Source organism: Microbacterium sp. WCS2018Hpa-9 (assembly GCF_031843745.1).
Lineage (GTDB): Bacteria > Actinomycetota > Actinomycetes > Actinomycetales > Microbacteriaceae > Microbacterium.
Window position 1 is genome coordinate 219233 of the sequence record NZ_JAVTIY010000005.1, and the last position, 21984, is coordinate 241216.

Sequence of the window (21984 nt, forward strand, 5' to 3'; positions counted from 1 at the left end):
CACTCGTAGCCAGTGAGTGCCAAATGGAGGGAGTTGCGATGGTCAGCGAAAGAGGCCTCCAAGTTCTCCGCGCGATCGTGCAGGACTACGTCGAGACCCACGAGCCCGTCGGCAGCCGTTCGATCGTCGACCGCTACTCCTTCGGGGTATCGGCTGCGACGATCCGCAACGACATGGCCCTTCTCGAAGACGAAGAGCTGATCGCCGCCCCGCACACGTCCTCCGGCCGAGTCCCCACCGACAAGGGGTATCGCGTCTTCGTCGACCACCTCGCGCAGCTGCGGCCGCTCTCGGTCGCCCAGCGCACGGCGATCGAGTCCTTCCTCACTGCTCCCTCCGACCTCGACGACCTGATGGTGCGCACCGTCCGTGTGCTCACGCAGCTCACCGGTCAGGTCGCCCTCGCGCAGTACCCGTCGTTCGCGCGTGCGCACCTGACGCATCTCGAGCTCGTGGCGCTCGCTCCCAATCGGTTGCTCATCGTGCTCGTCACCGACGCGGGTGGCGTCTCGCAGCGGATCGCCCCCCTGCCCGTCGACGTCGATGACGCCGACATGGCGTCCCTCCGCGCACGCCTGTCGGCGCTGATCACCGGGCGGGCGGTGAGCGATGCGGCCGAGCGGCTGCAGACCCTGCTCACCGACGATGAGCACTCGCACGACATCGTCCTCCGCGCCCTCGCGACCATCGTCATCGACGAACTCGGCGCATTCCGCCAGGAGCGCCTGGTGATGGCGGGCGCGGCGACCCTCGCGAGGCGCGAGCAGGACTTCCGCGGCAGCATCCATCCCATCCTCGAGGCGATCGAAGAGCAGGTGACGCTGCTGCGCCTGATGAGCGAGATGGAGGCGGACTCGCATGGCCTCGCAGCCAGCATCGGCACCGAGAACGCGTCGTTCGGACTCGGGGAGGCATCGATCGTCGCCAGCAACTACGCCGCCCCCAGCGGCACGGCGCGCGTCGGCGTGATGGGGCCGACGCGCATGGACTATCCGAGCAATCTCGCGGCGGCACGGGCAGTGGCCCGCTACCTGTCGCGGATGCTCGACGAAGACGAGGCGGCCCGCTGACGCGGCCGCCCAGATGACAGCACACGCAGAAGGGCCATTGTGGCAGACCACTACGAGGTACTCGGCGTCTCTCGCGACGCCTCCACGGACGAGATCAAGAAGGCGTACCGACGCCTTGCCCGGCAGCTCCACCCCGATGTGAACCCGGGTGAAGACGCGGCAGAGCGGTTCAAGCTCGTCACGCACGCGTACGACGTGCTGAGCGACGACGACTCCCGCCGCCGCTACGACATGGGCGGGGGAGACGGAGCAGCGAACGACTTCGGCGGCTTCGGAGGCTTCGGCGACATCTTCGAGACGTTCTTCGGCGCGGGTCAGGGCGGCGGGCGCGGAGCGCGTCCGCGTTCGCGCCGAGAGCGCGGCCAGGACGCGCTGGTGCGCGTGACCCTCGATCTCGGTGACGTCGTCTTCGGGGCGCATCGCGACATCGAGGTCGACACGGCCGTGCTGTGCGAGACCTGCAACGGCTCGTGCTGCCAAGAGGGAACGTCGCCCGTCACCTGCGACATCTGCGGCGGTTCCGGTCACGTTCAGCGTCAGGTGCGTAGCCTCCTGGGCAACGTCGTGACGTCTCAGCCCTGCGGCACCTGCGAGGGCTACGGCACCACCATCCCGTACCCGTGCGGCACCTGCGGAGGACAGGGTCGGGTGCGCTCACGCCGCACCGTCTCGCTCGACATCCCCGCCGGCGTCGAGACCGGACTCCGCCTTCAGCTTCCCGGCTCGGGCGAGGTCGGCAAGGCCGGCGGCCCGAACGGCGACCTCTATGTCGAGGTCTCGGTCAACCCGCATCCGTCGTTCAGCCGTGACGGCGACGACCTGCTCGCGACGCTCGAGGTATCGATGCCCGATGCCGTTCTCGGCACCGAGACCACGATCCAGGGGCTCGACGGCGAGGTCGATCTCGAGATCCGCTCGGGCGTCCAGTCGGGCGACGTCCTGACCATCAAGGGCCGCGGCATCACTCCGCTACGAGGAAACCAGCGCGGCGACCTGCGTGTCGGCGTGCAGGTGGTCACCCCGACGAAGCTGGACTCGGCGCAGCGCGCGCTGATCGAGGACTTCGCGAAGAAGACGAAGGCACCCGGCCCGCAGCTCGCGCAGTTCCAGCAGGGACTGTTCTCGAAGCTCCGCGACCGCTTCCGTTCGCACTGATACGGACGACGCTCATGGCACTCCACTTCCTCGTCGAGAACTCCTCGGACGCCGCGGTCGGCGATCTGGTATCGCTCACCGGTGCAGAGGCCAAGCACGCCGCAGTGGTCCGTCGGCTCCGCGTCGGTGAGGCGGTCACGGTCGGCGACGGCGCCGGGGTGTGGCTCACCGGCGTCGCCGAGGAGGTGTCGCCGTCTCGAGTCGAGGTGCGCGTGTCGGTCCGCTCCGCAGAACCCGCACCGAATCCGCGGATCGTCCTCGCCCAGGCTCTGGCGAAGGGCGACCGCGACGAGCTGGCGGTGCAGGCGGCGTGTGAGCTCGGGGTCGACGAGATCGTCCCGTGGCAGGCCAGCCGCAGCGTGTCTCGCTGGGAGGGGCCGAAGGCCGTCAAGGGACGCGAACGCTGGTCGACGATCGTCCGAGAGGCCGCCAAGCAGGCGCACCGTGCCTGGGTTCCCGAGGTCACGCCTCCGGCGACGACTGCGGACCTCGCGTCGCGTGCGTCGTCTCAGCGCGTACTGATGCTGGATCCGGGCGCTTCAACGCGATTGTCCGAGCTCGAGCCGGACGGGCGCGACATCGTCCTGGTCGTCGGCCCGGAGGGCGGCATCTCCGACGACGAACTCAAGAAGCTCTCCGACGCCGGCGCCGAACGGGTGCTCCTCGGCAAAACGGTGCTGCGCACCTCCACCGCGGGTCCTGCTGCCATCGCTGTGCTGTCGGTAGCGCTCGGCCGCTGGTGAACACGGCTACCGACCCGGTCGTGCTGCGGTCAGTAGACTGAGACCATGTCCGAGCCCTCGATCTTCACGCGCATCCTGAACGGTGACATCCCGGGTGAGATCCTGCTGGACACCGGCCGGGTGTTCGCGATTCGCGACATCAACCCGCAGGCACCTCTGCACGCGCTCGTGATCCCCAAGACCGAGGACTACCGAGACGTCACCGAGCTCGCTCAGGGTGACCCGGGGCTTCTCTCCGAGATGGTCGCCGCAGCCAAGCAGCTCGCCGCGGAGCACGCCAACGGCGAATACCGCCTCATCTTCAACAACGGCGCGAGCGCCGCCCAATCCGTCTTCCACGTGCACGCCCATGTGCTCGGCAATATCGAGGAGAACAAGCTCGTTGGCTTCTGACGAAAACGAACCTGTCACCGCATCCGACACCGCTGTCGAGAAGGTCTACGCCGACGGCGTCGCCATGGTGCAGCTGCTCGGCCCGCAGGACCGGCTGCTGCGGATGCTCGAGAAGGAACACCGCGATGTGCAGGTGCTCGTCCGCGGCAACGAGATCACGCTCACGGGCTCGACGGATGCCGTCGCGAAGGCGAAGAACCTCGTCGACGAGCTGATGACCATGACGAAGGCCGGCCACGACCTCGCTCCGAGTGACGTGACGAGTTCGGCGCGGCTGCTGCGCAACGACGGAGGACCACGTCCGAGCGAGGTGCTCGGCGAGGCGATCCTGTCGACCCGCGGCAAGGTCATCCGTCCGAAGACCCTGGGCCAGAAGGAATACGTCGACGCGATCGAGGAGAACACGATCGTGTTCGGCATCGGTCCGGCCGGAACGGGCAAGACCTACCTGGCGATGGCGAAAGCCGTCCAGGCGCTGCAGCGCAAAGAGGTCGCGCGGATCATCCTGACGCGCCCCGCTGTCGAAGCAGGGGAGCGGCTCGGCTTCCTGCCCGGCACTCTCACCGACAAGATCGACCCGTACCTGCGTCCGCTCTACGACGCGCTCAACGAGATGATGGACCCCGAGATCGTCCCTCGCCTGATGGCGACGGGGACCATCGAGGTCGCGCCGCTCGCGTACATGCGCGGCCGCACGCTGAACGACTCGTTCGTGGTTCTCGACGAAGCGCAGAACACGACGCCCGAGCAGATGAAGATGTTCCTCACGCGTCTCGGCTTCGGCTCGAAGATGGTCGTGACCGGTGACATCACCCAGGTCGATCTGCCGCAGGGATCATCGGGGCTCCGCCTCGTCACCCGCGTGCTCGACGGCATCGACGAGATCCACTTCGCGCGACTCACGAGCGACGACGTCGTGCGGCATTCGCTCGTCGGGCGCATCGTCGACGCCTACAGCGAGTACGACGAGCGCCGCACGGCGCAGCGCTTCGAGCGCGAGCAGGCGGCCGAGTTCGCCAATCGCGCAGAGCGACGAGGCGCGCAGAGACCAGGACCCCGCGACCGGACGCCGAAACGAGGACTCTCATGATCGAGATCAACAACGAGTCGGCCATCGATGTCGACGAGACCGTGCTGCAGCGACTCACCGATTTCAACCTCGCGCAGATGCACGTGAGCCCTGATGCCGAGGTCGCGATCGTCCTCGTCGACGAGGGCGCCATGGAGGCCCTCCACGTGCAGTGGATGGACGAGCCGGGTCCGACCGATGTGCTCAGCTTTCCGATGGATGAGCTGCGCCCCGGCACCGAAGACCGCCCCACGGCACCCGGGCTGCTCGGAGACATCGTCCTGTGCCCTCAGGTCGCCGAAGCGCAGGCGCAGGCGGCCGGCCACACGCTGATGGATGAGCTGATCCTGCTCACCACCCACGGATTGCTGCACCTCCTCGGCTTCGACCACGCCGAGCCCGAAGAAGAGCTCGAGATGTTCGGACTGCAGAAGGAGCTCATCCAAGGCTTCGCCGCAGCTGAACGTCGACGATGACCGCGGCTCTCCTGCTCGCCGGCGCCGTCCTGCTCGTCGCCTTCGGCGGACTCATGGCGGCGATCGACGCGGCCTTCGGGGTCACGTCGCGTTCGGACATCGAGGAGATGGGCGCCGAGGGGCGCAACGGTCGCCAGCTCGTGCGAATCGCGGCGGACCCGGACGCGCACGTCAACGCCGTCGCATTCATCCGCGTGCTCGCCGAGACAGCAGCAGCCGTTCTCGTCACCGTCGCGTTCAGCATCCTGTTCGATAACATCTGGTGGGCGATGCTCGCCGCAGCCCTGCTGATGACGGGCATCAGCTTCGTGCTGGTGGGCGCGAGCCCTCGTTCCTTCGGCCGCCACCACGCCGAGGGCATGCTCCGCGCGAATGCGCGGATCGTCCGCGGGCTTCGCATCATCCTCGGGCCGCTTGCCCAAGGCCTGGTGGTGCTCGGAAACCGGGTCACCCCCGGCCGCGGACGCAGCTCGTTCACGTCCGAGGAGCAGTTGCTGAGCATGGTCGACGAGGCCGCCTCGAACGACCTGATCGAGGCCGACGATCGCGACCTCATCCACTCGGTGTTCGACTTCACCGACCAGTTCGTTCGCGCGGTGATGGTGCCCCGCACCGAGATGGTGACGGTCGATGCGACCGCGACGACGAGCGAGGCCATGACGCTGTTCCTGCAGCGAGGCGTATCGCGCATGCCGGTCGTCGACGATGATGCCGATGACGTCGTCGGAGTGCTGTATCTGAAGGACCTGGTGCTGTTCGCCTTCCGTGATGAGAACGCGTGGCGCACCGCATCCATCCGTCCCATCTCGCGGCCGGCGACCTTCGTGCCGGAGTCCATGCGCGCAGAGACGCTGCTTCAGCAGATGAAGCGCGACGCCGTGCATGTGTGCCTTGTGATCGACGAGCACGGCGGCATATCGGGCCTCGTGACCCTCGAGGACCTCATCGAGGAACTCGTGGGCGAGATCTCCGACGAGTACGATCAGGTATCAGCTGAAGTCGTCGACCTGGGCGACGGACGCTACCGCGTGAGCTCCCGACTCTCGCTGGAGGACGTCGGCGACCTGTTCGGACTCGAACTCGAGGACGAGGACGTGGACTCCATCGGCGGTCTGTTGGGCAAGGCACTCGGCCAGGTTCCGCAACCAGGGTCCACAGCGAAGGTCGAGGGTCTGACCCTCACCGGCGGCGCGTCTCGAGGGCGGGGCCGCGGAATCGCGACCGTGTTCGTCGAACGTGCGGCAGACGACGCGGGAAACGCCGCAGATGAGAGAGACGGAAACGATGACTGAGCAGACGCGGAGCGGATTCGTGACCTTCGTGGGGCGGCCGAACGTCGGAAAGTCCACTCTCACGAACGCGCTGGTGGGCGAGAAGATCGCGATCACCAGCGAGAAGCCGCAGACGACTCGACGGGCGATCCGCGGAATCGTGAACCGTCCGGAGGGGCAGCTCGTCATCGTCGACACACCGGGCATCCACAAGCCCCGGACGCTTCTGGGTGAGCGCTTGAACGACCTCGTCGAGCAGGTGCTCGGCGACGTCGATGTGATCGGCTTCTGCGTGCCGGCGACCGAGAAGGTCGGACCGGGAGATCGCCGCATCGCGGCCTCGCTCGACGGATACCGTCGCGCGAAGAAGATCGCCATCGTCACCAAGACCGACGCCGCAGGGCGGGATGAGATCACCGAACGCCTGCTCGAGGTCGACGCGCTGCGCGAGGACTGGGACGCGGTGATCCCGATCTCGGCGCTCACGAACGACCAGCTCGAGGTCCTCGCCGACGAGGTGCTCTCGCTCATGCCGGTAGGGCCCGCGCTCTACGGCGAGGGAGTCACGACCGACGAGTCGGAAGAGGATCGCATCGCCGAGATGATCCGCGAGGCGGCGCTCGACGGGGTTCGTGACGAGCTTCCCCACTCGATAGCAGTCATGATCGACGACATCGCCCCCCGCGAGGGAACCGACCTGACCGATGTGCATGCGTCGATCGTCGTCGAGCGCGACAGTCAGAAGGCGATCATCATCGGGCACAAGGGCAAGCGGCTCGCCGACGTCGGACGCCGTGCTCGCGTGGGCATCGAAGAGCTGCTCGGCACGAGGGTCTTCCTCGGCCTGCATGTCAAGGTCGCGAAGGAATGGCAGCGCGACCCGAAGCAGCTCGGCCGCCTCGGCTTCTGACATGAGACACCGAGACGCGTCGCGGATCGGGTGCTCAAGCGGACGAGAGAGATGAGCGCCCGCGGTGACAACCGCGAAGCCCAGAGAGACGAAGCGTTCGCTCGGCTCTTCGACGCCAACTGGGCGGCGGTCAGGCATCATGTCGAAGGCGTCGTCGAGGACCCCGCTGAGGTCACGGAGATCGTCTCCGAGGTCTTCCTCCTGGCATGGTCCCGGCTCATCCCCGCGAAGCCGATGGATCGGATCTGGCTGATCCGGGCAGCCGATCGTCTGATCGGCGTCCGATCGGGTCGGTCGACGCTGCGGCATTCGGTCATCGATGCCGTGCATGAGGGGGTGTCGCGAGACGAGGATCCGCCAGACCTGGCGATGCGCGCCAGGGTTCTCGCAGCTCTGAGTGCCCTCACCACGGGAGAGCGGCGTATCATCATGCTGACGTACTGGGATGAGCTCGCAGTGGGGGAGATCGCTGAACTGCTTCGCAGCCCGCGCGTCCGAGTGCGGAAGAAGCTCTCGCGCGCGCAGGCGAAGCTGTGCGCGGAGCTCGGACTGGAAGGGGCGGAGGGATCATGACGGATGACCGTTCTGAGCTCGAACGTGTCCTGATGCAGGCCGACCCCGCGCGAACTCCCCGCGACGCGAAGCCCGATGCCGAGGCAGAAAGGACCCTCGAGCGCATCATCCGCACCGCCGCGAAGCCTCGGCGCCAGCGCCGGCGCGCACTCGGCTGGGCGTCGGCTGTCGCGGTGGGTGCCGTCGCGATCGTCGTCGCGGTCGCCGTGCTGGTTCCGCAGGGCGAGGCGGTGGCGGGTTCGCCCGAGCCCCTGGACTTCGCCGCAGGGGAGAGCACGGCCCAGACGCTCGAGGCGGCACGGGCGACACTCAGCGCGACGCCAGGACCCGCCGATCCGGAGCGCGTCGTCAGATCGGCGACGTGGGGGTTGGACATCAACGGCAATACCGGGGCGACGAAGGTCGTCCCGCAGCTCAACACCCTTCGCTGGGAGCCCGACCTCTCGGGTCGGATGGTCTCGGTGCGGGGTGTGCCGTACGACCCGACGGACGCGTCCGCGAACATCGGTGCGGAGATCAGCAGCTCGGGCGAGGTCGTCGCAGACCTGCCGATGGAGCCCGGTCAGTTCACGACCCCCGTTCCCGACGTCTTCGGAGATTCCCGCGAGGAGGTGTCCGCTGCGCTCATGGCGTTCGGCATGCCGTCGGATCCGTCAGGGTCTGAGGTCGTCGCCGCCGCGACATCGGTGCTCGAGCAATGGACCCTCACGAATGCCCAGGAGTCGCAGGTGCTCGACGTCCTCGCGGATGCGGACGGAGTGGAGGCGCTCGGCACCACCTCCGACCGCCTGGGACGACAGGTCGCAGGACTGCGTGTGATCACGCCGGACGGCGCCGCGAGCGACGTCGTGCTCCTGTCCCTCGACACGGGGAGGATCGTCGGTGTCGAGCGGACCAACCTCGTCGCGAACGACCTGATAGCCGGTGGTGCGATCATCTCGTACACGATGTGGGACGTCGATGAGGATCTCGTGAGATGAGACGACGAGGGGTGCTCGCTCGAAACGATGCGACCGCTCCCGCAGGCGGTTGGGCCCACATCATCGACACGGCGACGAACGTCCGGTGCGTCTTCTGAGGGTAGGGTCGCGACATGACACTTGCCATGCACTGGATCGCGTCATCGTGGGGCACCCCTGACACGTGGGAGTTCGTCGAGCACGAGGTGCCTCGCCCCGGCCCTGGCGAGATCTCGATCCGCGTCCGCGCGGCGGGCGTGAACCCGGCAGATGCGAAGCACGTCGCAGCGGCGCGGCCCGGTGTGGAGCTGCCGGTGTCGATCGGCTACGAGGTCTCGGGCGAGATCACCGCGATCGGACCCGACACGCAGATCGGATCCGGACCCGCCAGCGTGGGCGACGAGGTCGTCGCGTTCCGCGTGAGCGGGGGATACGCCACCGCACTCACCATCCCCGCTGAGAAGGCCTTCGCGAAGCCGACGACCCTGACTCACCCAGAGGCCGCGAACCTGCTTCTCGCCGGTACGACGGCGGCCGAGATGCTCTCGGTGACGAAGGCCGCTCCCGGCGAGACGATCCTGCTGCACGGCGCCTCAGGTGCGGTCGGGGTGAGCGTGCTCCAGCAGGCGGCGTTCCGCGGCATCCGAGTGATCGGCACCGCGAGTGCGAAGAGATTCGATGTGGTCGAGCGCTTCGGCGGCATCCCCGTCACCTACGGGCCGGGGCTCGCCGACCGCGTGAGACAGGCAACAGCCGGAGGCGCCGTGGCAGCCGCACTCGACGCCGTCGGCACCGATGAGGCCATCGACGTGTCCCTCGAGCTGGTCGACGAACGTCGTCGCATTGTGACGATCGCCGCGTCCCAGAGGGCTGGCGCTGACGGCATCCTCGCGATCGCGGGCTCCATGCCCGCGAGCGCCCGGTTCCGCGACGACATCCGCGCCGAGCTGGTCGCACTCGCGCAGAACGGCGACCTCGTCGTCCCTGTGACCCGCACCTTCCCGCTGAACGAGGCGCCTGCTGCGCTGCAGCTGCTCGCCGGTGGTCACCCCGGCGGCAAGCTCGCGCTCATCCCGTCGTCCTAGTCGATCTCGCGCAGAGCTGACGTCACGATGACGACTCCGTCGCCGTACGTCTCATCGACCGCAGCCTGCAGCGAGCCGTCGTCCCACACGACGTTCACCCAGACGTAGCCGCGCTCGACCCAGAGAGTGAGGGCATCGCGGCCCAGCGAGGCCGCGAGCTCGTCCTGCACGCGGGTGAGGTCTGCCTCTGAGGTCATGCCGTCGACACCGCCCGCCGGGTCTTCCGGTCGGATGGGATCGTAGAGCGCGAGCATGATGGGCGGATCCGTGACGATGTACCGCTCGCCGTCGAAGGTTCCGTAGACGGCGTAGGTGCCCCACGTGGTGTCGGCACTGGTCTCGCTGCCGTCGACACCCTCCCACGTCCAGTCCTCGAGCGGGATCCCCGAGCACTGGGGCGGGTACGACTCGGCGACGATCCCGAGACACAGCTGCGCCTCGCCGGCGACGTCGAGCACCATGCCCGTGCCGATGACGCGTCCTTCCGGAGGCACCACGTTCGCGGTATCCCACGCGGGCGATCCCGAGCTCGTGGGTGTGGGCGAGGAGGCGGGGCCGGTGGAACACGCGGCGAGACCGAGCACACCCATGAGGGCTGCTGCGGCGAGAAGCATGCGACTGCGCGGTGTGCTCATGCCTGACAGTGTCTCGTGTCGGTGGATCGTCTCACTGGCGAGTCAGACGGCTTCCGCATCCCTGCTACCATGGCCGCATGCCTTTCGGCGGTCTGCTTCTTCTTAGCTGCCGCGACGAGTCCTAAAGCTAGGGCCTTCCTCGTCGCGGCGCTTGTGTTGGCCCGTTCACATTTCTGACGAAGAGAAGAAGCCCCATCATGCAGAACACTCAGCGCCCGTCCGCGATGCCGATCCACAAGTACCGGCCGTACCACGAGCAGATCACCGTTCACCTGCCCGACCGCACCTGGCCCGACGCCCGTATCACCGAGGCCCCTCGCTGGTGCGCTGTCGATCTCCGCGACGGTAACCAGGCCCTCATCGACCCGATGTCGCCCGAGCGCAAGCGCGTGATGTTCGAGCTGCTCGTCAGCATGGGCTACAAGGAGATCGAGGTCGGGTTCCCTTCGGCCAGTCAGACGGACTTCGACTTCGTCCGTCAGCTCATCGAAGAGAACCTGATCCCCGACGACGTGACGATCCAGGTCCTGACGCAGGCCCGCGAGCACCTGATCGCGCGCACCTACGAGTCGATCGCCGGCGCGAAGCAGGCCATCGTGCACCTCTACAACTCGACCAGCGTGCTGCAGCGCGAGGTCGTGTTCCGCACCGACAAGCAGGGCATCATCGACATCGCGCTCGAGGGTGCACGTCTGTGCCGTCAGTACGAGAAGACGATCCCGGACACGAAGGTCTACTACGAGTACTCGCCCGAGAGCTACACCGGCACCGAGCTCGAGTTCGCCGTCGACGTCTGCAACCAGGTCATCGAGATCTTCGAGCCGACGCCCGACCGCAAGGTGATCATCAACCTCCCCGCCACCGTCGAGATGGCCTCGCCCAACGTCTACGCCGACTCGATCGAGTGGATGAGCCGCAACCTCGCACACCGCGAGAACGTCATCCTCTCGCTGCACCCGCACAACGACCGCGGCACCGCGATCGCTGCCGCCGAGCTCGGATACATGGCTGGCGCCGACCGCATCGAGGGCTGCCTGTTCGGCAACGGCGAGCGCACCGGCAACGTCGACATCGTCGCGCTGGGCATCAACCTCTTCACGCAGGGCATCGACCCGCAGATCGACTTCAGCGACATCGACCAGGTCAAGCGCACGGTCGAGTACTGCAATCAGCTGCCGGTGCCCGAGCGCAGTCCGTGGGCCGGCGACCTGGTCTTCACCGCATTCAGCGGATCGCACCAGGACGCGATCAAGAAGGGCTTCGAGGCGATGGCCGCCCGGGCCGAGGCCGAAGGCGTCACGGTCGACGACATCGAGTGGGCCGTGCCCTATCTGCCGGTCGACCCGAAGGACCTCGGCCGGTCGTACGAGGCCGTGATCCGCGTCAACTCGCAGTCCGGCAAGGGCGGCGTGGCCTACCTGCTCAAGGCCGATCACGCGATCGATCTGCCCCGCAAGCTGCAGATCGAGTTCTCGGGTGTCGTCCAGACCAAGACCGATGCCGAGGGCGGCGAGGTCACCAGCGAGCAGATCTGGTCGATTTTCAACGACGAGTACCTGCCCGCAGCCGAAGAGGCCGCCAAGTGGGGCCGCTTCGAGCTGCTCGCCACGCAGACCCGCAGCGACATGTCAGGGGATGTCGTGCTCGACGTCGTGCTGCGCGACGATGATCAGCAGGTCGCGGTCGCCGGCAACGGCAACGGCCCCGTCGCGGCCTTCGTCGAGGTGCTGCGCGGGCAGGGCTTCGACATCACGGTGTACGACTACGTCGAGCACGCTCTCAGCGCCGGCGGCGACGCGCAGGCCGCGGCCTACGTCGAGCTGCAGGTCGGAGACCAGCGTCTGTGGGGCGTCGGCATCGACGGCGACATCTCGACGGCGTCGCTCAAGGCGATCGTGTCGGGCGTCAACCGCTCGATCCGCACGCGTCAGCAGGAGCTCGCAGCGGTCTGAACCTCGGCTCGAGTGGGCACCTGCTGCCGGTATGCGTGCGTGATACCGGCAGCAGGTGCCATCTTCGTCTGAGGGGATCACCTCGACCTGACCCCGGCGGTCGGAATACGCGTACGATTCCGACCGGAGGCGCTCTTTCGACGGCGTCGCAGCAGACGGGCGTCAGTTTGCGCTGGGCTTGACGACCTGGATGACGCCGGTCTCAGCGGCGACCTTGCGACGGTAGAGTCGTCGCTGCTCGGGCAGGGACACGTCGAAGCTGACGGCGAGCACGCGGATGACAGCGGTGACGATGATGCCCAGCACGGCGGCGAGGGTGATCGACATCCCCAGGCTGTTCGCGGTCGCAATGAAGACGCATCCGGCACCGGCGGCGACGGCGTAGAGCGAGCCGACGTGCATGATCGACGTCGGGAGTCCCATGAGCATGTCTCGCAGCACACCGCCTCCGACGGCCGCGCAGACGCCGATGAAGACGGCGGGCACGGGAGGGATGCCGAACGCGATCGCCTTGCTCGTGCCGAACGCACCGAACATGCCGATCACGACGGCGTCGAGCACCACGATCACGGTGTTGAGTCGATTGAAGAGTCCCGCGAGCAGCATCCCCAACAGCGACGCGCCCGTGGCCGTGAGCAGATACCAGTTGCTCTGCAGCGTCGCGGGGGTCTGGCCGAGAAGGATGTCGCGGATGAGGCCGCCCCCCATGCCGATCATGATCCCGATGATCGCGACTCCGAGCCAGTCGAGTCGTCGCTGGCCTTGGAATCCCGAGGCGAACATCGCGCCCTGGACTCCGCCGAGGCCTACGCCGAGCAGGTCCGCCCAGAGCGGAATGATGAAGAGCGGTTCGGTCACGCCTCTATTCTCCCGCACGGAGGATAATCGAACGGTGCCCACCTACCGAGACGAAGCGGTGATCCTGCGCACCCACAAGCTGGGTGAGGCCGATCGCATCGTCACCATGCTCTCTCGGCGACACGGCAAGATCCGCGCAGTCGCGAAGGGCGTGCGACGCACGTCGTCGAAGTTCGGGTCGCGTCTCGAGCCGTTCATGGTCGCCGATGTGCAGCTCTACCAGGGGCGCACTCTCGACATCGTCCAGCAGGCCGAGTCGCTCGGCTCGTACGGATCCGACATCGCGGCCCACTACGACCGATTCACCTCTGCGAACGCGATGGTCGAGACTGCCGACCGGCTCAGCGACTCCGAGGCGACGCCCGATCAGTACCTCCTGCTGGTCGGTGGCCTGCGTGCGCTGTCTCGGGGCGAGCATTCGCCCCGCAGCATCCTCGACTCCTATCTGCTTCGGGTCATGGCGCTGTCGGGGTGGGCTCCGTCGCTCGGCGACTGCGCGCGATGCGCCACCCCGGGGCCTCACGCGCATTTCGTCGGGCAGCTCGGCGGGGCCGTCTGCCCGAACTGCGCGCCGGCGGGCAGCCCGAAGGTCGCGGAGAAGACCCTGTCGCTGCTGCGGTCGCTCATGGCCGGTGAATGGGAAGCGATCGACGCTGCTCCGCACGCCGACAACGCCGCAGCATCCGGCCTCGTCGCCGCCTACGCCCAATGGCATCTGGAGCGCGGCATCCGCTCACTCGAGCATCTGGTGGCCGACATCCCCCGAGAAGGAGCACGGTGAGTCCCAAGCCCTACACGCACAAGGATGCCGTGGCCTATCGCCCGCTCGACTGGACGGGTGTCTATCCGCCCACCTTCCGATCGGTCCCTGAGCACGTCGCGATCGTCATGGATGGCAACGGTCGCTGGGCCAACCGTCGGGGACTCAGCCGCGTCGAAGGGCACAAGGCAGGGGAGGAGGTGCTTCTCGACGTCGTCGCCGGCGCGATCCAGGCCGGCGTGAAGCACCTCTCCGTCTACGCGTTCTCCACGGAGAACTGGGCGCGCTCTCCTGACGAGGTGCGCTTCCTCATGGGATACAACCGAGATGTCCTGCATCGCAGACGCGATCAGCTCAACGAGTGGGGCGTGAGAGTCCGATGGGCCGGGCGCAAGCCACGGTTGTGGGGCAGCGTCATCAAGGAGCTGCAGTACGCCGAGCAGCTGACCAAGAACAACGACGTCCTCACACTCACCATGTGTGTGAACTACGGCGGCCGCATCGAGCTCGTCGACGCGATGCGCTCGATCGCCGCCGATGTCGCGGCCGGTCGGGTGAAGCCGAACGCGATCTCCGAGAAGATGATCCGTCGCAACCTCTACGTGCCTGACATGCCGGACGTCGACCTGTTCCTGCGCAGCTCGGGTGAGCAGCGCACCTCGAACTTCCTGCTGTGGCAGGCGGCGTATGCCGAGATGGTGTTCCTCGACACTCTCTGGCCAGATTTCTCGCGAGAAGAGCTGTGGCGCGCGATCGGGGTCTATCTGTCGCGTGACCGTCGCTTCGGTGGAGCGATCGACGCGCCTGACGCCTCTGCCTGAGCGCGCAGCCATCTCTCCGTCTCGCGGGGATGCCGCAGCCGCACGATCGTGAGGTGCGGGTGTTCGAGTGTGACGACGGGCATCCGTTCCGACCACTTGTGCAGGGTCTTCGTCTGCCAGGCGATGATGTTCTCCTCCGGGTCGCTGGCGAGCATCTTCCAGAGCGGCTTCTCGACGTTGCCGTTCCACATTCGGGTGCGCAGGATGCTGCGACTGAGAGTCCGTCGGAGCAGGCGTGAGCGCACCACCCGATACGGGTAGTCCAGCCAGATCACCAGCTCGGCGCGTGGGGCGAGGATCTCGTCGGTGCCCTTGCTCGTGTACTGCCACTCGGTGACCCAGCGGTCCGTCGCGGCGAACCCGCGGACGTCGTCGAGGAAGGAGGGACGCGGGGTCCAGTTCTCGCCGTGGAACAGGCCGTCGATCTCCACGTGCCGAAGCTGCCACAGCTCGGCCACACGCCGCGCGAGCGTCGTCTTGCCCGACCCGGTGACACCCGCGATCAGCACTCTCTCGGGGCTGAACGGCAGCGGATCGGCGGCGGAGAGCATCTGAGAATCCTAACGACGGAATAGCCCATAGGTGCATACGGTTGGATGTCAGTGTGAGTGAAGCCATCTCGATTGACATCTGGTCCGACATCGCCTGCCCGTGGTGCTACATCGGCAAGCGCAACCTCGAGAAGGGACTCGAAGCCGTTTCCGGCGACGAAGACGCCCCGCAGGTGAACATCACGTTCCACTCGTTCGAGCTCTCGCCCGACACTCCTGTCGACTTCGACGGCGATGAGATCGACTTCCTCGCCGGTCACAAGGGGATGCCGCGCGAGCAGGTCGAGCAGATGCTGTCGCACGTGACCGGGGTCGCCGAGAACGCCGGGCTCGAGTACCGCTTCGACCTGCTGCAGCACACCAACACGGTGAAGGCCCACGAGCTCCTGCACTTCGCGAAGGCGCAGGGCGTGCAGCACGAGATGGAGGAGCGTCTCATGTCGGCGTACTTCACCGAGGGAAAGCACGTCGGCCGCATCGACGACCTGGTCGAGCTCGCCGTTGAGGTGGGGCTCCACCCCGATGACACCCGCGAGGCCCTCGTCTCAGCTCGACACCTGGCAGATGTCCGCCAGGACCAGGCGCAGGCCCAGGCCTACGGGATCCAGGGCGTGCCGTTCTTCGTGATCGACGGTCAGTACGGCATCAGCGGCGCGCAGCCGCCTGCCGCGTTCGAGAACGTGCTCCGAGACCTCTGGTCCAAGCGCGGCGAAAGCGAGACCGAGAGCGAGACCGCCGCGGTCTAGCGGGTCAGCGCGGCTTCGATCGCGCCGACGATCTCGGGGTCGTTCGGCTTCTGCTTCGGCCGGAACCGGACGACCTCGCCGTCGGGGAGCACGAGGAACTTCTCGAAGTTCCACTCGACGCGACCGGCTTTGCCGCCGGCATCCGGAGTCTCTTTCAACGTCTTGTAGAGGTCGGTGGCGTTCCTGCCGTTGACCTTCACCTTGTCGTTGATCGGGAAGGTCACCCCGTAGGTGGTGGAGCAGAACTCGAGGATGTCGTCGACCGAGCCCGGCTCCTGACCGAAGAACTGGTTGCACGGGAACCCGACGACGCTGAACCCGCGGTCGCCGTAGAGACGCTGCAGCTCTTCGAGCTGCTCGTATTGCGGAGTGAGGCCGCACTTCGACGCGACGTTGACCACGAGCACGACGTCGGCACCCAGATCGTCGATCGTCTTCTCGTTGCCTTCGGCGTCTGTGAAGGGGATGGAGCGCACTGCGGGATCAGTCATATTCACAGCTTAGGTCGATGCGCCGATACCGGCTCCGTGTCTGGGAGAATGGAGGGGATATGACTGTCGCCACCGCATCCGCTCGCACTCTCAACATCGGTCCGATCGCCCTCGACGTACCGGTGGTGCTCGCACCCATGGCGGGTATCACCAACACCGCTTTCCGACGCCTCTGCCGCGAGTACGGCGCGGGGCTCTATGTGAGCGAGATGATCACGTCCCGGGCGCTGGTCGAGCGCAACGAGACGACGATGCGATTGATCAGGCACCACGAGTCCGAGACCCCCCGGTCGATCCAGCTCTACGGCGTCGACCCGCACACCATCTCCGAGGCCGTCCGCATCATCGTCGCTGAAGACCACGCCGACCACATCGATCTGAACTTCGGCTGCCCGGTGCCCAAGGTCACCCGCAAGGGCGGCGGGGCCGCTCTGCCGTGGAAGAGCACGCTGTTCTCGCAGATCGTCACGCAGGCCGTCAAGGCGGCGGGCGATGTGCCGCTGACGATCAAGATGCGCAAGGGCATCGACCCTGACCACCTCACCTTCCTCGATGCTGGTCGCGCCGCCGAAGACGCGGGTGTCTCTGCTATCGCGCTGCATGCACGCACAGCGAGCGAGTTCTACTCCGGCTTCGCCGACTGGAACGCGATCGGCGAGCTCAAGCAGGCGGTCACGAGCGTCCCGGTGCTCGGCAACGGCGACATCTGGTCGGCGGATGACGCCGTGCGCATGATGCAGCAGACCGATTGCGACGGCGTCGTCGTCGGCCGCGGCTGCCTCGGTCGGCCTTGGCTCTTCGGCGAACTCGCCGCCGCATTCGGCGCCGAGTCCCACCCGGTCGATGCGACCCTCGGCTTCGTTGCCGATGCGTTCCGTCGTCATGCCGAGCTCCTCGTCGATTTCTACGAGGACGAAGGACGCGGATGCCGCGACGTGCGCAAGCACGTCGCGTGGTACTTCAAGGGCTACCCGGTCGGCGGCGACATCCGCACCGGGCTCGCGACCGCATCCAGCCTGGCTGAGATCGACGATCTGCTCGGTCAGCTCGATCACACGGCGCCGTACCCCGGCGCGGATGCCGAGGGCCAGCGCGGTCGATCCGGACGCCCGAAGCGTCCGGCGCTGCCGGACAAGTGGCTGGAGTCGCGGGAGCTCGCGGCATCGGCATCCGAGATGATGCGAGGGGCGGAGATCGAGAACAGTGGCGGTTGATCCTCAGGCATACCCGGCGCGCGGTCGCTCGGACGGATACGACCCGCGCGACGCCGAGCGATTCTTCGCCGAGACCCATCGATCGGAACGCGACGACTTCGCTCGCGATCGCGCGCGCGTGCTGCACTCGGCAGCCCTGCGCAGGCTGGCGGCCAAGACGCAGGTGCTCAGCCCCGCGAGCACGGCCGACTTCGCCCGCAACCGTCTGACCCACTCGCTCGAGGTCGCTCAGGTCGGACGCGAACTCGCGACCGCGCTCGGTGTCTCGGCCGATGTCGTCGACACCGCCTGCCTCAGTCACGATCTCGGACATCCTCCCTTCGGTCATAACGGTGAACGTGCGCTGAACGAGTGGGCAGAGCCGATCGGCGGCTTCGAAGGCAACGCGCAGTCCCTGCGCATCCTGACGCGGCTCGAGGCCAAGGCCATCGACGACAACGGACAGTCAGTCGGCCTGAACCTCACCAGGGCCAGCCTCGACGCGACCTGCAAGTATCCCTGGACCGTCGACAGCCCGGTGCCCGACCCCGGTGGGCGTCTCAAGTTCGGCGTGTATCCCGAAGACGAAGCGGTGTTCCGCTGGATGCGCGACGGTGTTCCAGGGCGTCGACGCTGCATCGAGGCCGAGATCATGGATCTCTCCGACGACATCGGCTACTCCGTGCACGACTTCGAGGATGCGATCCTCAACGGCTATGTCGACGTCTCCCAGCTCGCCGATCCGCAGGCGCATGATGCGCTGATCGATCGCATCCAGCAGTGGGTCGGCTACGACTTCACGCGCGACGAGCTCGCCGATGCGCTCTACCGGCTGGCGTCGCAGCCGATGTGGCTGCAGTCGTTCGACCGGTCGCGTCGAGATCTCGCACGGCTCAAGAACCTCACGAGCGACTTCATCGGTCGCTTCGCGCGCGCAGCCGTCTCGGCCACGCGCGAGGCGTATGCCGGCCCCGCGCTCGTGCGCTACAACGCGCACGTCGTCGTGCCGCGCGTCATCGAGGCCGAGATCGCCGTTCTCAAGGGCATCATGGGGCAGGCGATCGTCACGATCGAGGCCCGCAAGGGTGTCTACAAAGAGCAGCGCCGCGTGCTGAAGAGGCTCGCCGACGCGCTCTGGTCGACAGACACGCTCTGGTCTGCAGGCGCGGATGTGCTCGAGCCGGCATTCTCCGCGGACTTCGTCGCCGCGACGACGGACGCCGAACGCGCACGCGTGATCGTCGACCAGATCGCGAGCCTCACGGATCAGAGCGCGATCGACTGGCACAACAGGCTGGTCGGCGAGATCGATCCGGCAGAGGTCGGCATCTGGACACCACGTCACGCGCGACCGGGTGCGCGGGAGCACACGCCGCGGCAGGCGGTCGTCGAAGGGGCCGGCTGATGCCCCGCATCCGTCAGGCCGACGTCGACGAGGTCAAGGCCCGCATCAACATCGCCGACATCGTCGGGGAGCGCGTCGCCCTCAAGTCCGCAGGCGTCGGGTCACTCAAGGGTCTGTGCCCGTTCCACGACGAGAAGAGCCCGAGCTTCCACGTGCGGCCGCAGGTCGGCTACTACCACTGCTTCGGATGCGGCGAATCCGGCGACGTCTACTCGTTCCTCCGCGAGATGGACCACGTCAGCTTCACCGAGGCCGTCGAGCGTCTCGCAGGCCGCATCGGATTCTCGCTGCACTACGAAGACGGCGGGTCGGCGCCGGAGACAAGCGGGCGCAGCCGCCTCTACGCCGCCAACACCGCCGCCGCGGAGTACTTCCGGGCGCAGCTGCTCACCGCAGATGCCGAGGCCGGACGCCGTTTTCTCGGCGAGCGGGGATTCGACGCGGGTGCTGCCGCGCATTTCGGTGTCGGCTTCGCACCGCGCGGGTGGGACAAGATGCTGAAGGCTCTCACCGCGCAGGGGTTCACCCGAGACGAGCTGAGTGCCGCCGGTCTGGTGTCGACGGGGCAGCGCGGCGTCTACGACCGCTTCCGTGGCCGTCTCGTCTGGCCGATCCGCGATGTGTCGGGCCAGACCATCGGATTCGGCGCGCGCAAGCTGTTCGACGACGATCAGGGCCCGAAGTACCTGAACACCCCGGAGACCCCGATCTACAAGAAGGCCCAGGTTCTCTACGGTCTCGATCTCGCCAAGCGCGACATCTCTCGTGGAGACCCTCGTCGGGTCGTGGTGGTCGAGGGGTACACCGACGTCATGGCGTGCCACCTTGCGGGCCTCACGACCGCGATCGCGACCTGCGGCACCGCGTTCGGAACCGACCACATCAAGGTGCTGCGTCGCGTCATGGGCGACGACAACGCCTCGGGAGAGGTCGTCTTCACGTTCGACGGCGATGAGGCCGGCCAGAAGGCGGCGCTTCGGGCCTTCACCGAGGATGACCGCTTCAACGCCCAGACGTTCGTCGCAGTGGCGCCCGACGGCCTCGACCCGTGCGACCTCAGGCTGCAGCGCGGCGACGCCGCCGTGCGCTCCCTGATGGAGACCAAGCAGCCGATGTTCGAGTTCGCGATCGACAGGAAGCTCAGCGGCTTCGACCTCTCGACGGTCGAAGGCCGTGTCGGTGCCCTTCGTGCGGCGTCGCCGATCGTGGCCGAGATCCGCGATCGGCTGCTGCGACCCGGCTATGAGCGCGTGCTGGCTCGGCGGTTGGGCATGGACCCCACCGAGGTGCGCAACGAGGTCGAGCGCGCAGCGCGCGGGGGATCGCAGTCGTCGAGACACGAGCCGGCCAGGCGTGAGAGTGCGAGCGACTCCGCGTCCGGTGCGCCAGGGGTGGCTCCGGTCACCCTCGCGAGCCTGCCGCGGACTGCGGATGCGGCCGTGGAGCGCGACGCTCTGATGGGGGCGCTTCAGTACGGGCATCAGATCGATCAGGCGCTGCTCACGCGGGCCCTCAGCGCGCCGTTCCGGACACCGGGGCTGGATGCCGTGCGCGAGGCCGTCGCATCGGCAGCTGATCGGACTCGGGCCGGTTGGGTGACGGATACCGTCAACTCGGTGCGAGAGCCCTACCGGTCGCTCGCGGGCGAGCTGCTGATGACCCCCTTCCCGGCGCGCAACGAAGAGGGCGCCGTCGCCTCGACGACCGACCTTGCCAAGCGACTCATCATGCGCATCCTGGAACACGAGAAGCAGGAGCTCCTCGGCGCGGTGCAGCGGGTTCCGGCTGACTCCGACGGCGGGCGTGCTCTGCGCATGCGCCTCCGTGACATCGACGTCGAGCGTCAGCGGTTCGCCGAGTCGTAACGGCGGCTGTCAGGCGCGGCAGGGCAGGATGGAAGAATGTTCTCTCGGCCCGAATCGACCAATGCGATCGACAGCTCAGATCTGGTGATCGACCGCATCGGGCACAGCGGCCCGACCCGCGCCATCGACGGGGTCAGCTTCTCGCTCGCGCCGGGCGAGCTCATCTGCGTCGCCGGCCCGACAGGCTCGGGCAAGTCCACTCTGGTCGCCGCACTGGCGGGTTCGACCGATCCATCCGTCCGGGTCGTGGGCGGCAGCGCGCAGGTCTGCGGAGTCGACATCCGCCGGCCGGGTCGCAGACATCGCCTGCTGACCTACCGCACCGGTTTCGTGCCGCAGGGTGCCGGCGCCGACCTTCCGCCCCAGCTCACGGTCAGCGAGGTCATCTCCGAGCCGATCCTGATCCGCGAGAAGCGGGTGAACACCAAAGCCCTGTCCATCCGAGTCGCGACGCTGCTCGACGAGCTGCACCTGCCTCTCGGAACGGCCTCGAAGTTCCCCTATGAGCTCAGCGCCGGCATGCGCCAGCGCGTCGCGATAGCCAGATCGTTCGTGCTCGAGCCGCGGGTGCTCATCGCTGACGAGATCCTCGCCAACCTCGACCTCGAGGTGCGGCCCGTGGTGTTCGACGCGATCACCCGACGCCGCAAGGAGCAGGGGATGGGTGCGTTGCTGGTCACGAATGACGCTGATTTCATCCGCGAGCTGAACGCCGAGACGCTGATGCTGCGCGGCGGTCACGTGGTTGCTCGCGGCGTCGGCAAGGACCTGCTGTGGGCCCCGAATGCCGAGGCGGATTCCGGGCACTGACGCGGTTGCAGACGACACGCCCGACCTGCGGCCGTTGTCACGAGCAGGCTCCGGAGTTTGCTAGGATTGACGAGTTGCCCGCGCAGCGGAGCACATTCCTCGGTAGCTCAATTGGCAGAGCAGCCGGCTGTTAACCGGCAGGTTCTTGGTTCGAGTCCAAGCCGGGGAGCCAATGAAAAGCCCCTCTTCGGAG

General features: G+C 67.3%; 23 protein-coding genes, 1 tRNA gene and 1 pseudogene. 21 read left to right on the forward strand and 4 right to left on the reverse strand.

Annotated elements, in window-relative coordinates; all coding sequences use genetic code 11:
• The first annotated feature begins 38 nt into the window (after positions 1-38).
• From hrcA to RQG82_RS12295, 11 genes are all read left to right on the forward strand, one after another.
• On the forward strand, positions 39-1070 hold the full coding sequence (gene hrcA, locus RQG82_RS12245; protein ID WP_311259347.1) for a heat-inducible transcriptional repressor HrcA: 1032 nt from the start codon (positions 39-41) through the stop codon (positions 1068-1070).
• Positions 1071-1109: 39 nt separating this feature from the next.
• A complete protein-coding gene (gene dnaJ / locus RQG82_RS12250) occupies positions 1110-2225 on the forward strand; it encodes a molecular chaperone DnaJ (protein WP_042537649.1) in 1116 nt (371 codons plus the stop codon).
• A gap of 14 nt (positions 2226-2239) precedes the next feature.
• The gene (locus RQG82_RS12255) at positions 2240-2968 is read left to right on the forward strand and encodes a 16S rRNA (uracil(1498)-N(3))-methyltransferase (RefSeq protein ID WP_311259348.1); all 729 of its coding nucleotides are present in this window, start codon (positions 2240-2242) and stop codon (positions 2966-2968) included.
• Positions 2969-3013: 45 nt separating this feature from the next.
• Positions 3014-3361, forward strand: a complete 348-nt coding sequence (locus RQG82_RS12260; RefSeq protein ID WP_311259349.1) for an HIT domain-containing protein — start codon at positions 3014-3016, stop codon at positions 3359-3361.
• A 64-nt stretch (positions 3362-3425) separates the two neighbouring features.
• Positions 3426-4451, forward strand: a complete 1026-nt coding sequence (locus RQG82_RS12265; protein WP_311259480.1) for a PhoH family protein — start codon at positions 3426-3428, stop codon at positions 4449-4451.
• On the forward strand, positions 4448-4906 hold the full coding sequence (gene ybeY, locus RQG82_RS12270) for an rRNA maturation RNase YbeY (protein ID WP_311259350.1): 459 nt from the start codon (positions 4448-4450) through the stop codon (positions 4904-4906). Before RQG82_RS12265 ends, ybeY begins: the two co-directional genes overlap by 4 nt.
• Positions 4903-6198: a hemolysin family protein gene (locus tag RQG82_RS12275; RefSeq protein ID WP_311259351.1), complete on the forward strand. Its 1296-nt coding sequence runs from the start codon at positions 4903-4905 to the stop codon at positions 6196-6198. The genes ybeY and RQG82_RS12275 overlap by 4 nt, the downstream gene beginning before the upstream one ends.
• A complete protein-coding gene (era, locus tag RQG82_RS12280) occupies positions 6191-7087 on the forward strand; it encodes a GTPase Era (protein ID WP_311259352.1) in 897 nt (298 codons plus the stop codon). Before RQG82_RS12275 ends, era begins: the two co-directional genes overlap by 8 nt.
• A gap of 51 nt (positions 7088-7138) precedes the next feature.
• Complete coding sequence (locus tag RQG82_RS12285) at positions 7139-7660, forward strand: sigma-70 family RNA polymerase sigma factor (protein ID WP_311259353.1); 522 nt, start codon at positions 7139-7141, stop codon at positions 7658-7660.
• Positions 7657-8640 (forward strand): hypothetical protein, encoded by a 984-nt coding sequence (locus RQG82_RS12290; protein ID WP_311259354.1) that lies wholly within the window; start codon positions 7657-7659, stop codon positions 8638-8640. Before RQG82_RS12285 ends, RQG82_RS12290 begins: the two co-directional genes overlap by 4 nt.
• A 113-nt stretch (positions 8641-8753) precedes the next feature.
• Positions 8754-9704: an NADP-dependent oxidoreductase gene (locus RQG82_RS12295; RefSeq protein WP_311259355.1), complete on the forward strand. Its 951-nt coding sequence runs from the start codon at positions 8754-8756 to the stop codon at positions 9702-9704.
• Here the strand turns inward: RQG82_RS12295 and RQG82_RS12300 are convergent.
• Positions 9701-10339 (reverse strand): hypothetical protein, encoded by a 639-nt coding sequence (locus tag RQG82_RS12300; protein WP_311259356.1) that lies wholly within the window; start codon positions 10337-10339, stop codon positions 9701-9703. The genes RQG82_RS12295 and RQG82_RS12300 overlap by 4 nt on opposite strands.
• 197 nt (positions 10340-10536) lie before the next feature.
• Between RQG82_RS12300 and leuA the strand changes: the two genes are divergently transcribed.
• Complete coding sequence (leuA, locus tag RQG82_RS12305) at positions 10537-12291, forward strand: 2-isopropylmalate synthase (RefSeq protein ID WP_311259357.1); 1755 nt, start codon at positions 10537-10539, stop codon at positions 12289-12291.
• A gap of 162 nt (positions 12292-12453) precedes the next feature.
• Here leuA and RQG82_RS12310 read toward each other — a convergent pair whose 3' ends face one another.
• On the reverse strand, positions 12454-13149 hold the full coding sequence (locus RQG82_RS12310; protein ID WP_311259358.1) for a TRIC cation channel family protein: 696 nt from the start codon (positions 13147-13149) through the stop codon (positions 12454-12456).
• 34 nt (positions 13150-13183) lie between these two features.
• Here RQG82_RS12310 and recO point away from each other — a divergent pair, with 34 nt between their 5' ends.
• Positions 13184-13930 (forward strand): DNA repair protein RecO, encoded by a 747-nt coding sequence (gene recO, locus RQG82_RS12315; RefSeq protein ID WP_042537620.1) that lies wholly within the window; start codon positions 13184-13186, stop codon positions 13928-13930.
• Positions 13927-14730 (forward strand): isoprenyl transferase, encoded by an 804-nt coding sequence (locus tag RQG82_RS12320; protein WP_311259359.1) that lies wholly within the window; start codon positions 13927-13929, stop codon positions 14728-14730. The genes recO and RQG82_RS12320 overlap by 4 nt, the downstream gene beginning before the upstream one ends.
• Here the strand turns inward: RQG82_RS12320 and RQG82_RS12325 are convergent.
• On the reverse strand, positions 14670-15179 hold the full coding sequence (locus RQG82_RS12325; RefSeq protein ID WP_396653623.1) for an AAA family ATPase: 510 nt from the start codon (positions 15177-15179) through the stop codon (positions 14670-14672). The genes RQG82_RS12320 and RQG82_RS12325 overlap by 61 nt on opposite strands.
• Here RQG82_RS12325 and RQG82_RS20170 point away from each other — a divergent pair.
• Together RQG82_RS20170 and RQG82_RS12330 are read left to right on the forward strand one after the other, a co-directional pair.
• Positions 15094-15285, forward strand: a pseudogene (locus tag RQG82_RS20170) (hypothetical protein); the annotation flags it as partial. The gene RQG82_RS12325 and the pseudogene RQG82_RS20170 overlap by 86 nt on opposite strands.
• 49 nt (positions 15286-15334) lie before the next feature.
• The gene (locus RQG82_RS12330; RefSeq protein ID WP_311259361.1) at positions 15335-16027 is read left to right on the forward strand and encodes a DsbA family oxidoreductase; all 693 of its coding nucleotides are present in this window, start codon (positions 15335-15337) and stop codon (positions 16025-16027) included.
• Here the strand turns inward: RQG82_RS12330 and RQG82_RS12335 are convergent.
• Positions 16024-16518, reverse strand: coding sequence for a glutathione peroxidase (locus RQG82_RS12335; RefSeq protein WP_311259362.1), 495 nt, complete (start codon positions 16516-16518; stop codon positions 16024-16026). The genes RQG82_RS12330 and RQG82_RS12335 overlap by 4 nt on opposite strands.
• Before the next feature lie 59 nt (positions 16519-16577).
• Between RQG82_RS12335 and dusB the strand changes: the two genes are divergently transcribed.
• The 5 genes from dusB (at position 16578) to RQG82_RS12360 (ending at position 21963) form a co-directional block, all read left to right on the forward strand.
• Entirely contained in the window at positions 16578-17732 is a 1155-nt protein-coding gene (gene dusB / locus RQG82_RS12340) for a tRNA dihydrouridine synthase DusB (protein ID WP_311259363.1), read from the forward strand.
• Positions 17722-19116 (forward strand): deoxyguanosinetriphosphate triphosphohydrolase, encoded by a 1395-nt coding sequence (locus tag RQG82_RS12345; protein WP_311259364.1) that lies wholly within the window; start codon positions 17722-17724, stop codon positions 19114-19116. The genes dusB and RQG82_RS12345 overlap by 11 nt, the downstream gene beginning before the upstream one ends.
• Positions 19116-20981 (forward strand): DNA primase, encoded by a 1866-nt coding sequence (dnaG, locus tag RQG82_RS12350; protein ID WP_311259365.1) that lies wholly within the window; start codon positions 19116-19118, stop codon positions 20979-20981. The genes RQG82_RS12345 and dnaG overlap by 1 nt, the downstream gene beginning before the upstream one ends.
• Positions 20982-21017: 36 nt before the next feature.
• Positions 21018-21791 (forward strand): ATP-binding cassette domain-containing protein, encoded by a 774-nt coding sequence (locus tag RQG82_RS12355; RefSeq protein WP_311259366.1) that lies wholly within the window; start codon positions 21018-21020, stop codon positions 21789-21791.
• 96 nt (positions 21792-21887) lie between these two features.
• Positions 21888-21963, forward strand: a tRNA-Asn gene (locus tag RQG82_RS12360).
• Positions 21964-21984 lie beyond the last annotated feature (21 nt).

Coding starts and splice junctions, on each gene's coding strand:
- dnaG (WP_311259365.1), top strand. CDS start 19,116: ATGCCCCGCATCCGTCAGGCCGACGTCGACGAGGTCAAGGCCCGCATC.
- RQG82_RS12265 (WP_311259480.1), top strand. CDS start 3,426: ATGGTGCAGCTGCTCGGCCCGCAGGACCGGCTGCTGCGGATGCTCGAG.
- ybeY (WP_311259350.1), top strand. CDS start 4,448: ATGATCGAGATCAACAACGAGTCGGCCATCGATGTCGACGAGACCGTG.
- RQG82_RS12260 (WP_311259349.1), top strand. CDS start 3,014: ATGTCCGAGCCCTCGATCTTCACGCGCATCCTGAACGGTGACATCCCG.
- RQG82_RS12295 (WP_311259355.1), top strand. CDS start 8,754: ATGACACTTGCCATGCACTGGATCGCGTCATCGTGGGGCACCCCTGAC.
- RQG82_RS12300 (WP_311259356.1), bottom strand. CDS start 10,339: ATGAGCACACCGCGCAGTCGCATGCTTCTCGCCGCAGCAGCCCTCATG.
- RQG82_RS12255 (WP_311259348.1), top strand. CDS start 2,240: ATGGCACTCCACTTCCTCGTCGAGAACTCCTCGGACGCCGCGGTCGGC.
- RQG82_RS12275 (WP_311259351.1), top strand. CDS start 4,903: ATGACCGCGGCTCTCCTGCTCGCCGGCGCCGTCCTGCTCGTCGCCTTC.
- RQG82_RS12335 (WP_311259362.1), bottom strand. CDS start 16,518: ATGACTGATCCCGCAGTGCGCTCCATCCCCTTCACAGACGCCGAAGGC.
- RQG82_RS12355 (WP_311259366.1), top strand. CDS start 21,018: ATGTTCTCTCGGCCCGAATCGACCAATGCGATCGACAGCTCAGATCTG.
- leuA (WP_311259357.1), top strand. CDS start 10,537: ATGCAGAACACTCAGCGCCCGTCCGCGATGCCGATCCACAAGTACCGG.
- dusB (WP_311259363.1), top strand. CDS start 16,578: ATGACTGTCGCCACCGCATCCGCTCGCACTCTCAACATCGGTCCGATC.
- era (WP_311259352.1), top strand. CDS start 6,191: ATGACTGAGCAGACGCGGAGCGGATTCGTGACCTTCGTGGGGCGGCCG.
- RQG82_RS12285 (WP_311259353.1), top strand. CDS start 7,139: ATGAGCGCCCGCGGTGACAACCGCGAAGCCCAGAGAGACGAAGCGTTC.
- RQG82_RS12290 (WP_311259354.1), top strand. CDS start 7,657: ATGACGGATGACCGTTCTGAGCTCGAACGTGTCCTGATGCAGGCCGAC.
- hrcA (WP_311259347.1), top strand. CDS start 39: ATGGTCAGCGAAAGAGGCCTCCAAGTTCTCCGCGCGATCGTGCAGGAC.